The 12,852-nt window shown below is 73.5% G+C and carries 10 protein-coding genes; 3 read left to right on the top strand and 7 right to left on the bottom strand.

The features are described 5' to 3' along the window. Positions 1-14: 14 nt before the first annotated feature. From WME73_RS24460 to WME73_RS24430, 7 genes are all read right to left on the bottom strand, one after another. Positions 15-1,034, bottom strand: coding sequence for a chemotaxis protein CheB (locus tag WME73_RS24460; protein ID WP_437917237.1), 1,020 nt, complete (start codon positions 1,032-1,034; stop codon positions 15-17). Between the two features lie 67 nt (positions 1,035-1,101). After that, on the bottom strand, positions 1,102-1,470 hold the full coding sequence (locus tag WME73_RS24455; protein ID WP_437747790.1) for a response regulator: 369 nt from the start codon (positions 1,468-1,470) through the stop codon (positions 1,102-1,104). An 86-nt stretch (positions 1,471-1,556) separates the two neighbouring features. Then, entirely contained in the window at positions 1,557-1,898 is a 342-nt protein-coding gene (locus WME73_RS24450) for a sensor histidine kinase (protein ID WP_437917236.1), read from the bottom strand. Between the two features lie 178 nt (positions 1,899-2,076). Continuing rightward, a complete protein-coding gene (locus tag WME73_RS24445) occupies positions 2,077-2,979 on the bottom strand; it encodes a lysophospholipid acyltransferase family protein (RefSeq protein WP_437917235.1) in 903 nt (300 codons plus the stop codon). Further along, complete coding sequence (locus WME73_RS24440; protein WP_437917234.1) at positions 2,976-6,761, bottom strand: serine/threonine-protein kinase; 3,786 nt, start codon at positions 6,759-6,761, stop codon at positions 2,976-2,978. Before WME73_RS24440 ends, WME73_RS24445 begins: the two co-directional genes overlap by 4 nt. 338 nt (positions 6,762-7,099) lie before the next feature. Beyond that, a complete protein-coding gene (locus WME73_RS24435; protein WP_437917233.1) occupies positions 7,100-8,398 on the bottom strand; it encodes a hypothetical protein in 1,299 nt (432 codons plus the stop codon). Positions 8,399-8,771: 373 nt separating this feature from the next. After that, a complete protein-coding gene (locus WME73_RS24430) occupies positions 8,772-9,071 on the bottom strand; it encodes a DUF433 domain-containing protein (RefSeq protein ID WP_437747785.1) in 300 nt (99 codons plus the stop codon). A 334-nt stretch (positions 9,072-9,405) separates the two neighbouring features. On the opposite strand from WME73_RS24430, the gene zwf reads away from it, so the two are divergent. Genes zwf through pgl form a run of 3 tightly spaced genes read left to right on the top strand, consistent with a single transcriptional unit; the run spans position 9,406 to position 12,814 of the window. Continuing rightward, positions 9,406-10,995: a glucose-6-phosphate dehydrogenase gene (gene zwf / locus WME73_RS24425; protein WP_437917232.1), complete on the top strand. Its 1,590-nt coding sequence runs from the start codon at positions 9,406-9,408 to the stop codon at positions 10,993-10,995. Continuing rightward, on the top strand, positions 10,992-12,065 hold the full coding sequence (locus WME73_RS24420; protein WP_437917230.1) for a glucose-6-phosphate dehydrogenase assembly protein OpcA: 1,074 nt from the start codon (positions 10,992-10,994) through the stop codon (positions 12,063-12,065). The genes zwf and WME73_RS24420 overlap by 4 nt, the downstream gene beginning before the upstream one ends. Positions 12,066-12,088: 23 nt before the next feature. After that, entirely contained in the window at positions 12,089-12,814 is a 726-nt protein-coding gene (gene pgl, locus WME73_RS24415; protein WP_437917229.1) for a 6-phosphogluconolactonase, read from the top strand. Positions 12,815-12,852: the final 38 nt, after the last annotated feature.

Below are 12,852 nucleotides of genomic sequence, written 5' to 3'. Positions count from 1 at the left end.
CCACGAGCGGCCGCTCACCGCGTCGGCGGCAGCCGCGTCCCGGGGCGCTTCGGGCGGGCGCTCCCTGTCGGCCCGTTCCCCTCGCTGATGCCGAGCAGCGCCCGGCGCACCAGGACGCCCCGCTCCTCGGCCACCCGGACTTTTTCCTCGAAATGGGCCAACAATTGCGGTTGGTTCCGCTCCGCCGCGCGCGCCGCCATCCTGCGCGCCAGCGCCGCGCTGTCCTCGATCGTGCGGAGCGCGATCCACAGCGCCGCGTCGAGCGACGAAGCCTGCTCGTCCTCCAGGCCCTCCGGAGAGTAGCGATGGCCGACCTTGCACCTGAAATGGAGCATCGCGCCGTCGTCGCTCCGGATCAGGTTCCCGCCGCACCCCGGACAGGTGAAATCGCTCTCGATCGCATCCACCGTCGCTCTCCCCGCCCCCGCCCGCGCCTCCGCGGGAGCTCCACCAACCTTCTGGTGCACCAGATCCATGAGCAGCGGCGGCAGCCGCGCCAGCGGGACACAGTGGTCCACCGGGACGTTGTCGAGCGCGCTCTGCGGCATCTCCGAGAACAGGGCGTCCTCCGGATCCTGGACCACGGCGATGCCGCCGCGGCGCTTCACGTCCAGGAGCCCGGCCGTTCCGCAGTCGCGCATGCCGGAGAGGACGACGCCGATCACGCGGTCTCCGTACACCTCCGCCGCGGTGCGGAACAAAGGGTCCACGGCCGGCCTGTGCCCGTTCTCGCGCGCGCCGTGCACCACGCGCACAACGCCATCTTCGAGCACGAGGTGGTTGTCTGCCGGCGCGACGTAGACCCGCCCTCGCTCGATCGGCTCGCCGTCGACCGCCGCCCCCACCTGCAGCCTTGTCGACCGCTCGAGGATCTCGGGAAGCATGCTCCGCGCCGTCGGCGGAATGTGGAGGACGACGAACAGAGACGCCGGCAGATCGGCAGGCAGCCCCCCGAGGAGGACGATCAGCGCCTCCACACCCCCAGCCGACGCCCCGATCGTGATGATGTCGTGTTCCGGCACAATGCGCCTCATGGAGAAGAGGGGAAGAGGAGACGAGGAGAGAAGAAAGACCCGGCCTCGCTCGCAGGCGCCGCCTACCCTACGAAGATGGGCCGATCACCCGTGCCATCGTGGAGAGGAGCACGCTCATGCTCGCCGGCTTCTGGATCACCGCCGCCGCCGAGAGCTGCTCGGCCGCCATCCGGAGATCATCGGGCGTCCGCGCCGAGAAGATCACGATGGGCGGCCGCTCCGACAGCCCCTGCAGTCGCTCGATCAGCTCCTCGGTCGTCGCGCCGGCCACCGTCAGATCGAGCAACGCGGCGTCATAGCGCCGCTCCGTCATGGCGGCGATCGCCTGGTCGGCCGTGTCGGCGGACTCGACAGCATAGCCGGCCATCCGCAGCATCTCCCGGAGCATATCGATCGAATCGCTGTCGTCTTCCACCACCAAGATCGTCCCCTTCATGAGCCTGGTCCCTCCCCGCAGCACCGCTCGCCCGGCGGTGCGCGAGCGCAGGAGCGCAGCGTCGATTCAACGCATCGATCGCGTGCCTATCGGTTCTCGATCAGGGGCAGCCTGACCGTGAAGGTCGCCCCCTTGCCTTCCGTGCTGCGCACGAAGATCTGGCCGTCGTGCGCCCTGACGATCACCCTGCAAATGAAGAGCCCGAGGCCCATGCCTCCGCCGGAGGAGTGGCCGGCGCTCTCCACCTGATAGAAGCTCGAGAACACCTGCGGCAGGCTGGCCGCGGGGATCCCCGGGCCGTAGTCCTCCACGTCGAGCTCGGCGCCCCCGCCGGCGCGCCGCAAGCGCACCTCGACCTGGGGGGTGCCGTTGGCGTGCTTGAAGGCGTTGGTGACTCGAGCCTCCGCGGCGCTGCGTGCGCTGAGCACCGGGCCATCCGTGAGAGGATGCCTTGAAGAGCTCGCCATTCAATTGAAGAGCACGCGGGCTCATGGTCCGCTCCTCGAACGAGCGCTGTTGCGCCTGCGCGGCGTCGACCCCGCGCACCAGGTCGCGCCGCGACTCTGCGGGACAGCGATCCCCTTTATCCCGCCTGGCTCCCCCGGCTCACCCGCTTCCGCGCCGCGCCTCGCGCTCCTCCCGGAGCGCTTCCGGCAGCGCCGACGCCACGGTGGTCCTGCACGCCTCCATCGCGGCGCGGAGCTCCTCGAGCGACGGCCCCGGCGGGTCGAGCGGCGGGTGCACCACGACCCGCACGACGCCGGGCGCGGCGGCATAACGGCCCTTTGGCTGCAGCGCACCCGCGCCGTCGATGGTCACCGGCAGGACGCGCGCGCCCGCGGCCGAGGCGGTCCGGAACGCGCCCGGCCGGAAGGGCAGGAGCCGGCCCGTCGCGCTCCGCGTCCCCTCCGGGAAGAACACCGTCGACCACCGCTGCATCACGTTGCGCCGCGCCTCGCCGAGATCCGCCACGGCGCCGCGGGCGCGCCGCCGGTCGACCGGCGTGTGGCCGTACAGGCGCATGCCCCAGCCGAGCACCGGCACGTGGAACAGCGCGCGCTTCGCCAGGAACCGCATCGGCGTGCGCCCCTGCAGCACGACGAGCAACGCGAGGATGTCGAGCGTGCTCTGGTGGTTCGCCGCGATCACGTAGCGCTCGCCCTGCCGCACGTGCGCCACGCCCTCGGCCTCGACGCGCACCCCGACGAGCCAGAGCGCCCCGCGCGCCCAGACGACCGAGAGGCGGTCGTGCATCCGCTGCCTGGGATCGAAGGGAAAGCAGATCAAGCCGATGGGAAGCAGCACGACGAGGAACAGCATCGCCCAGGCGTGGGCGAGCGCCGTGCGCATGACCTCGACCGCACCGGCCGGCGCCACCGCGGCGTCCGCGTCACGCCCACACCTTGCAGCCGAGGCCACCTGCGCGACGACCGGCGGCCCCTGCTCGCGCAGCCCTGCTTGCTCGGCGTCCCCGGGCGCCCGCTCGGCGCCGTCGTCCTCCGCCGTCACTTGGCGACCGGCGGGGCCTCCGGCCCGTCGAAGCGCGGGACGAAGCCCTCCACCGAGGCCAGCGTCTCCAGCAGCGTGACGTGGCGGAGGCGCGGGATCGCCACGATCGTCGGCCCGCCGAGCTCCTCCTCCGGGACCGCGATCGTCGCCGCCGCCGCGAGGTCCGCCACCGTCGCGTCCACGACCTGCGTCGTGCCGACGCTGCTCGGGCCCGTGCTCCGGACCTCGCGCGGCAGATCGGCCCAGTACACCCGCGGGGGGCCCTGGAACGCCGCCTCGGCCGGGACGCGCGGCCAGAACGTCGGATCCGTCAGGCCGAGCTCCTCGACGAGCGCCGCGCGCTCGGCGCGGACGCCGCGCGCAGCCCCCCCGTCGCCCAGCGCGTCGAGCGCCTCGGCGTGACGCTCGAGCGCCGTCACCAGCAGCGTCCGGTTGCCCGACGTGCGGATGAGATCGAGCGTCTCCCGGCCGTACGCAGCGAGCTCGCCGGCCTGGCCAGCGCCGCTGGCGTCGTTGGCGAGCAGCGCCCGCGCGTGCACCCGGCCGACCCGGCCGAGGCTCACGGCGTACGCGTCGCCCGTCCCCGCCGAGCCGATCTCGATCGCCCGCTCGTAGGCGGCGAGCGCCTCCGGGAGCAGGCCCTGCACGAAGTACACGTCGCCCAGGTACCCCTCCGCCCAGCCGCGCCCCATGCCGATGCCCAGCACGCCGCTCAGGTTGACCGCGTTCGCGATCAGCACGCGGGCCCGCGTGAGCTGGCCCATGTGGAACTGGTGCCGGCCCGCGTACATCGTCCCCATGTACAGGTAGAGCCCGCTCAGGCCGTGCTCCTCGGCGTACGAGAGCAGCTGCGCTGTCGACCGGACCCCGAGATCCCAGTCGAACCGGCCCTCCGCGAGCACCGCGTGGTAGAACCACGTGCCGAGCAGCCGCACCGGGTCGCGCAGGCGCTCGGCGAGGCGCGCGGCGTCCGCGGCGTTCTGCTCGGCCTCGGCGTAGAAGCCGGACTGGCTCAGCGCGACGCAGAGGATGCCGCGCGAGTGGCAGAGCTCGACGTACTCGCCCGCCGCCTCCGCGAGCTCGCACCCGCGGCGGAGCGGCTCGGTCGCCGGGCCCACCTTGCCGGCCGCGCACAGCGCGCGCCCGAGGATGTTCGCCGGCAGGCACTGGTACGGGCGCAGCTCCGGGCTCGCGCCGATCGCCTCGAGCGCCCTGCGGCTGTGCGCCACCGCGTCGGCGAACTCGCCCCGCACGTAGTGCACGCGCGACAGCGCGCTGGAGAGGGCCGCCGTGACGAGCGGCGTCTCCGGCAGCGCCCCCTGCGTGCGGCGCAGCAGATCGAGCGGCTCCGCCGTGCTGCCGAGCAGGCACGCGACGCGCGCGAGCTCGTGCGCGCAGCGGGCCCTGAGCTCGATCCGCGCCGGGTCGAGCGGCAGCCGCTCGAGCAGCGCGAGCGCCTGCTTCAGCCGGCGGCTGGCGCCGTGCGGATCCTGGAGCCGATCGGCCTCGCTCGCCGCGAGCAGGTACGTCGACGCGGCGCGGTCGAGCTCGCCGGCGCGCTCGACGTGGTGCGCGAGCGTCCCCGGATCGCCGCCGCGCAGCTCGATGCGCCGCGCGATCCGCCCGTGGTAGTCGGGGCGCTCCTCGGGCGGCACGCGGGCCGCGAGCTGCTCGCGCGCCGCGTCGTGCGAGAACGACGCGAGGCCTCCGTCCTCGCCGAGGCAGACGTAGTGCGCCGCGGCGTTGCGCAGGGCGCTGTCGACCTCCGCCGGGTCGAAGAGCCCGAGCTCGACCAGATCGTCGCGCAGGAACTGGCGGCCGATGAGCGCGGCGACGCCGAGGACCTGGACCGTCGTGGCATCGAGCGCGTCGATGCTGCGCGAGAGGACGTCCGAGACCGAGGCGGGCGCGAGGTAGTGCGCGTCGGCGCGGGAGATCTCGAGCGCGCCGCTCCGGCTGCGCTGCAGGAAGCCCTCGGTCTCCATGTTGCGGACGACCTGGATGTTGAAGAGCGGGTTGCCCGCGGCGAGCAGCGGGACGCGGCGCACGAGCTCCTGGACGAGGTCGTCCCCCGCGCCGCGGCCGAGCGCGGAGAGGAGCGCCCGGTTCGCCTCGGGCCGGAGCGGGCCGAGGTCGAGGCGCTCGACGTCCTTCCACGCGAGCCACCCCGCCGTGCGCGGCGTCATCGGCGACGAGCCCGGGCCGCGCAGCGCGGACGAGCCGGGCGGAGGCAGCGACGAGCCGCGAGCGAAGGGCGGCCGCGCCGTGCCGAGCAGCAGCACCGGCATCTCGCCGAGCTGATCCGAGAGGCGCAGCAGCACCTCCTGCGTCGCCTCGTCGGCCCAGTGCACGTCCTCGATCGCGAGGACGACCGGGATCTCCTCGGAGATCGCGCCGAGCAGCCGCAGGATCAGCTCGGCGATCCAGCGCGTTCCGCCCGGGCCGATGGCGCCGCCCTCGTCGGCGAGCCCGACCGCGCGCGTCAGCTCCGGCACGAGCCCCCGGAGGAGGGCGGCGTCGTCGGCGATCACGAGGCTCACCAGCCGGCGGATGCGCGCCGCCCGGCTGTCGCCGTGCCGCTCCAGCCAGAGCGCGATCTGCGTCAGCGCCTCGCGGATCGCGGAGTAGGGCACGAGCCCGGAGAGCTCCCTGCACCGGCCGTACGCGACGATCGCCGTGCCCGCCTGCTCGGCGCTCCGGAGCAGCTCGGCGACGAGGCGGCTCTTGCCGACGCCGGTGTCGCCGACCACCACGGCCGGCCGCGGCTCGCCGCGCACCGCGCCCTGGACGAGCTCGATGAGCCGCCCGAGCTCCTGCTCGCGGCCGACGAAGGGCGCGTCGTGCGCGTCGTCGAAGGTCTCCGGCGCGGCGGCGTCGCGCCCGTGCGCTTCGTCCTCGGCCCCGGCCGGGGGCTGCGAGGTGCCGTGGAGCGTGACGTAGTAGAGCTCCTTGAGCCGAGCGCAGAGCCGGGCCGCGCTGGAGAAGCGCCGCGCCGGGTCGCGCTCCAGGAGCTCCTCGACGAGCGCGACGACCGGCGCCGGCGTCTCGGGCGCCGCGTGGGCGAGCGGCACGAGCGTGCCGTAGACCTTCTGGTTGATGACGCTGTTGACGGTGCCGTCCGAGAACGGGAGCCGGCCGGCGAGCAGCTCGTAGAGCATGACGCCGACCGCGTAGAGGTCCATCCGGGGGCTCGGGCGCCCGAGCGCGCCCCGCTTCAGGCACTCGGGCGCCAGGTACGCGATGGTGCCCGCGTTGACGCGGGCGTGCTCGGGCTGGAAGCTCACGGTGAGCGTCGCCAGGCCGAAATCGAGGATCTTGAGCCGGGGCTCGTACGGATCGGTGAGGACGATGTTGCTCGGCTTGAGGTCGAGGTGGAGGACGTTGAGCGCGTGGCAGTGCGCGAGCGCCTCGGCCACGCGGCGCGCGATGCGCAGGGCCTCGATCGTGTCGAGCGAGCCCATCCGTGCGAGGTACCGGTCGAGCGTCTCGCCCTGCACGAGCTCCATCGCGAGGTAGAGGCCCACGCCGTCCAGGACGCCGTACGAGGAGAGCTTGACGAGCGAGGGGTGGCGCAGGCGGAGCAGCGCCTCGATCTCGTTCTGCTGTGCGAAGAGCTGCCCGGCGTTCTGGGCGCTCACGTCCTTGAAGATCTTGATGGCGGCGTCGTTGCCGGCCCCGTCGCGGCCGCGGAACACGGCGCCGAAGCCGCCCTCGCCGAGGCGATCGTCGATCGTGTACTCGCCGATCCTGGCGCCTCGCTCGATCAAGGGATCGCCGACCATCGCTCCTGCCCTTCCGAGTACCCCGTCATCGTTCGCCGACGCACCATGATACTCCGGACGAGCGCCGCGACAGCGCGCAATGGCCTGGCCGCCTCCCGGAGGCACGCCGCTTTGACGGCTTGCCGCATCGCGGCTGTCTGGCCAAGAAACCTGCCTGCAACGTTGGGCGGCGCATCCGGCGCCGATCTCGACCATTGCGCGCCGCGCGCCGCGCGACCGGAAAGGTGAGCTCGCATCCAGATCTGCGCCGCGAGCCCGGATTCGGCGCCTGAAATGACGACGGCGGCAGCCCCCGGGAGGGGACCGCCGCCGCGTCCGCGCTCAGGCCGCGCCGGGGATCAGGTCCCGCCGCTGGCCGAACCGCTCGCCGAGCCGCTGACGCTCGCGCTCGCCTTGATGTTGACGTCGATCGAGGCCGTCGCGCTGGCCGACGCGTCGACCGCGGCCGCGACGCAGGCGACCGCCTTGCCGCCGGCCTTGAGCGCCACGTCCTTCACCTCGACGCCGGCCTTGCCGACGCCGGACACGGCCGCCGCCAGCTTCTTGCCGGAGCCGAGCTGCACCTTGGCGATCGCCGGGAGCGACGTCCGGAGCGCGGCGACGAGCTTCTGCGCGTCGGCGTTCACCTTGCCGCTCGCCACGATGCGGACGTTCGGCGCATCGCACTTCGCCTCGCCCGCGGTCTTCGCCGTGCACTGCATCTGGCAGCTCGGGTCGACGCTCGGGGGCTTGAACTCGCCCGAGCACTTCGGCTCCTTGATCTCGGCGCTGCAGCCGCCCGAGCAGGAGCCCGAGCACTTCGCCGCGGCCTTGACCTCGCAGGAGCCGGAGCAGCTGCCCTCGCAGGTGCCCGAGCAGGAGCCCTCGGCCTTGGCGTCGCACTTGCCCTCGCAGGTGCCGGCGCACGCCGCGCCCTTCGAGTCCTTGCCGTCGCACTTGCCGTCGCACTTGCCGCCGCAGGTGCCCTTGAAGCCGACGTCGCACTTGCCCGAGCAGCTCGCGTTGCAGGTGCCGGTGCACGCCGCGCCGGCCTCGACGCTGCACTTGCCCTTGCACTCGGCGTCGCACTTGCCGCTGATCTCGCCGCCCTCACAGCTCGCCTCGAGCTTGCCGGGCTGCACCGGCGAGCCGCAGTCGCCGAGGCACTTCTGCATGGCGGTGATGTCGGCGTAGCACTTCGGCGGATCGATCTGGACGGTGATCTTCGCCTCGGCGTTCGCCTTCACGGCGGCGTTCACCTTGGCCGAGACCGCGCCGCAGACCTTCTCGGCGCCCTTGCCGCCGCCTGCGTCGGCCTTGAGCTCCGCCTCGCTCATGCCGAGGTCCTTGCCGAGCTTGCCGCACGAGGCGATGAGGTCCGCCTCCATGGCGACGGTGAGCTTGTCGAGCGACGCAGCCGCCTCGAGGAAGCCCTTGATCTTGCCCTCGACCTCGGCGCCGCCGTCGAACTTCAGGTTCGCGATGCCGCCGTTCTTCATCTCGTCGCAGCCGCCCGCGGCCGACGCCAGGTCACCGGCGGGGCCGGGAAGGCTGTCCGCGCCAGGGATCCCCTTGCCGCCGCAGTTCACGAGGAGAGGCGAAGCCAGGCCGAGCAGGGCCACGGGCATCGCAAACAACTTCCATCGATTGACGCTCATCTCAGAATCCCTCCGGCACCTCGATCGGTACCCCATGGAGCGCGGACCCTACACCAGCAGCCGCGACCTTGAAAGCTGGGACAGCCGCGATCTTGCGCGACGGTCACTCGTAATGCCGAGCAGCCCCGCACCGCGGGCTCCAGCGACGGACGGCCCTCATTGCCCCAAGTCAGGATGGCTGTAAAGAATCAAGCTGAGCTCATCGCGCGGGGACGGCGGTCTGCATCGCAGGTGGCGCGAGGCGTTTCACATATATATATCGCCCGAGGGGCTTCCCATGGCGCGCGCGGCATCTCGCCCGCGGCGTCTCACGCGCGGCGCGCCGCGCTTCGAGCGCCCCGTCCCTCGCCCGCCGCGCCCTCTCGGGCGCCGCTCACTCGTCGTCCTCGTCGAAGGGGAGGTTCAGCTGAGCGAGCGGGCGCGCGCCGACCGTGGGCCCGCCCTGCTTCTTGAAGAGCAGCTGCTCGCGCGCGATGTCGGCCTCGATGAGGTCCTGGTTGTCGTACGCGAACGCGAGCGCGTCGAGCACGCGCGCGGGCCCGAGGTTCGGGTACCGCTTGAGCAGCGTCTCCACCGACGCGCCGCCGCGGTGCCACGCCCAGAGCCGCCGGACCGGGACGCGCGACCCGAGGACGTGCGGGCTCCCGGCGAGCACCTGGCTATCGCTTCGCACGTGGGGGTGGGGGACGCGGATTCGCGGGAGCACCGGCGCGGCCATCGCGCGGAGCAGCCTAGTACCGGTCGCGATCGGATGGAAGGGCGCCGCGAGCCGGCGGGCACGCTCGGCGCGGGCGGCGGGGCTGCGCGGGCACACTCGGCGGGCGCGCTCCGCCGGCACGCCCGCGCGAGGTCGTCGTCGCGGTCGTCGCGGTCGTCGCGCTCGTCGCGCGACCTCCGGCATCGTTCTCGCATCGTTCCGCGCCCGCGCGTGCGATCCGGACTACCCTACGCCGCGGAGGCGCGCGAGCATCGTGCCCGTCGTCGTCACCGACCGGAGCTCACCCACCATGACCCAAGCCGAGAAGAACCCGCTTCGCGAAGGGATGCCCGAGGAGCGCACCGCCTCGCCGGCCGCGCTCGTCATCTTTGGCGCCTCGGGCGACCTGACGCGGCGCAAGCTGCTGCCCGCGGTCTACAACCTGACGCTCAGCCGGCTCCTCACCGGCGGCTTCGCCGTCGTCGGCGTGGCGCGGCGCCCGAAGCCGGATTTCGCGAAGGAGATGCGCGAGGCCGTCGGGAAGTACTCGCGGCGCCCGCTCGAGGAGGCGACCTGGAGCGAGCTCGAGAAGGGCATCAGCTACGTCCAGGGGGCGTTCGACGAGGCCGAGACGTACACCCGGCTCGCCGCGGAGCTCGAGCGGCTCGACGCCGAGCGCGGCACCCGCAAGAACCGGGTCTTCTACCTGGCCGTCGCCCCCGACCAGTTCGCGCCCATCGTGCGCGGCCTGCGCGCGGCGAACCTCGTCGCGCCGCCGTCGCACGAGAAGGACGCGCCGTTCCAGCACGTCGTCGTCGAGAAGCCGTTCGGCGAGGATCTGGAGAGCGCCCGCGCCCTCAACCGCGACCTGCTCGCCCACCTCGCGGAGTCGCAGATCTACCGGATCGACCACTACCTCGGGAAGGAGACCGTCCAGAACCTCCTCGTCCTGCGGTTCGGCAACACGATCTTCGAGCCGCTCTGGTCGCGCCAGCACGTCGATCACGTGCAGATCACCGTGGCCGAGGAGATCGGCGTCGAGGGACGCGGCAAGTTCTACGAGAAGGTCGGCATCACGCGGGACATCGTGCAGAACCACGCGCTCCAGCTGCTCACGCTGGTCGCGATGGAGCCGCCGTCGTCGTGGGACGCGGACGCGGTGCGCGACGAGAAGGTGAAGGTGCTCCGCACGCTGCGGCCGATCGCGGGCCCGGACGCGCTGTCGTCGACGGTGCGCGGGCAGTATGCGCCCGGCATGGTGCGCGGCGAGAAGGTGCCCGGCTACACGGAGGAGCCGGACGTCGCGAAGAACTCGACGACGGAGACCTACGTCGCGATGAAGCTCCACCTGGACAGCTGGCGCTGGGGCGGGGTGCCGTTCTACCTGCGCGCCGGCAAGCGGCTGGCGAAGCGGGTGGCCGAGGTGGTGCTGCACTTCAAGCCGCTCCCGCACGGCCTGTTCAAGGGCGCCCCCGGCGCGACCGAGGAGCCGAACGCGCTCGTGATGCGCCTCCAGCCCGACGAGGGCATCTCGCTCCGCTTCGCGGCGAAGATCCCGGGCGGCGGCATCGCGATCCGCGGCGTCACGATGGATTTCCGGTACGGCGCCGCGTTCGGCTCCAGCACGCCCGAGGCGTACGAGCGGCTCCTGCTCGACGCGTTGCGCGGCGACGCCACGCTGTTCACGCGCGCCGACGAGGTCGAGGCGCAGTGGGGCTTCGTCGATCCGATCTTCGAGGGGTGGCGGACGCAGAGCGCGCCGATCGCGCGCTACGCCGCGGGCAGCTGGGGCCCGCCGGAGGCCGACGCCCTCGTCGAGCCGTCGTCGGATGACGTGCGCGCGGTGTGCGGGGCGGGCGACGGGGGGAAGGCGCCCGAGCGGGCGTGGAGGCGGCCGTGAGCGCGGTCGCCGAGATCATCAAGCGGGTCGAGTCGGAGCTCGCCGAGTTCTGGTCGGCGCCGGACGAGTCGCGGGCGGAGCCGGCCCCGAAGACGCGCGCGTCGACGATGAACTTCGTCGCGGTGGGCAGCCGCGCCGAGGTCGAGCGCCTGAAGGAGCAGGCCGAGGACCTCGCCGAGACGCACGCGGGGCGCACCCTGCTCATCACGCTCGACGACCGGCTCGACCCGCTGAGCGTCCAGGCCGACTGGTCGGCCACGTGCCGCCGCGCCGGCGAGGTGCCGATCTGCTACGACCGCGTGGAGCTCACGTTCGGGGTGGCCGCGGCCGAGCGCGTCGCTTCGGTCGTGAGCGCGCTCACGATCTCCGACGTGGCCGTGATCGTCGAGCTCGCGCCTGGCGCGCCGAACGTGCTCGGCGACGCGCTCGCGCCGATCTGCGATCGGCTGGTGTTCGACTCGGCCGAGACGTGCATCGAGCGCATCGCGGAGGTCGCGCGCGGGACGAGGGCGCCGCTCGCGGACCGGGCGTTCGTGCGGACGTTCTCGTTCCGCGAGCTCGTGGCCCGGTTCTTCGACGACATGCCGGAGGCGTGCCGGGCGATCCGGCGGGTGGAGATCGCGCGCAGCGCGGGGGCGAAGCCGGATCCGGCGGCGCTGTTCCTCGGCTGGATGGGCTCGCGGCTCGGCTGGACGTTCGAGTCGCGGGGGCCCACGCAGCCCGGCGGCGGCGTGGTCGGCCGCGCCCGCGGCGCCGATGGCGCGCCGATCGAGATCGCGCTGATCGACGGGCCGCCGGCGCCGGCGGACGCGCAGGCGTGGCGGCGGCTCGACGGCGTGCGCCTGTGGACGTCGCTGCGCGGCGAGCCGCTGACGCTCGGCTGCGTGCGGCTCGACAAGGCGCCCGGCACGGTGCGTTGGACCCTGGAGGGGGCGCGGTCGGCAGAGCACCTGCACCCGCTCGGCTACCGGGACGAGACGTGGGTGCTGGCGAAGACGATCGACTCGCTGGAGGGCGATCGGCTGCTGCGCGAGGCGGTGCTCGCCGCGGCGAAGTGGAGCGCCCTTTGACGAGCGCCGACAGGAGGACCGAGATGAACGGTGGTGAGGAGACCCTCGTCGCGGCGGACGCGGCGGAGCTCTCGCGGCTCGGGGCGGAGCTCATCGCGCGCGCCATCGCGGCCGCGGTCGACGCGCGCGGCGTCGCGCGCGTCGCGCTGTCGGGCGGGAGCACGCCGCCTTCGGCGTACCAGCGGCTCGCGGCGCTCTCGCTCCCGTGGGCGCAGACCGAGTGGTTCTGGGTGGACGAGCGCGCGGTCGCGCCCGATCACCCCCGCTCGAACTACGGCGCAGCGCGCCGGGATCTGGCGGCGGCCCCCATCCCGGAGGAGCGCTTCTTCCGCATGGAGGGCGAGTCGCCGGACCTCGCCGGGGCCGCGGCGCGGTACGAGCGGCTCCTGCGGGCGCGGTTCGGGGTCGCGTCGGCGGTCTCCTTCGACGTGATGACGCTCGGGATCGGCGACGACGCGCACACGGCCTCGCTGTTCCCCGGGACGGGGGCGGCGGGCATCGAGGACCGCCTGGTCGCCGCGATCCCGGCGCAGCCGGACAAGGGGCTGGAGCCGCGGCTCACGCTGACGGCGCCGGTGATCCAGGAGGCGCGGCTGAAGCTGCTCCTGGCCCGCGGGGCGGGCAAGCGCGGGGTCGTGGCGCAGGCGAAGCGGCCCGGCCCGGCCGACGAGGTGCCGGCGCGGGTCGTGCGCGGCGGGCCCGGGCGGCTCGTCTGGCTGCTCGACGCCGCCGCGGCGCAGGCCGGGTAGCGAGCAGCGAGCGCCCGCGCTCGTGCAGCGCGGCGCGA

It is taken from the genome of Sorangium sp. So ce302 (genome assembly GCF_051530145.1).
Taxonomy (GTDB): Bacteria; Myxococcota_A; Polyangia; order Polyangiales; family Polyangiaceae; genus Sorangium; species Sorangium cellulosum_B.
This window is presented reverse-complemented; position numbering and strand designations above follow the sequence as displayed.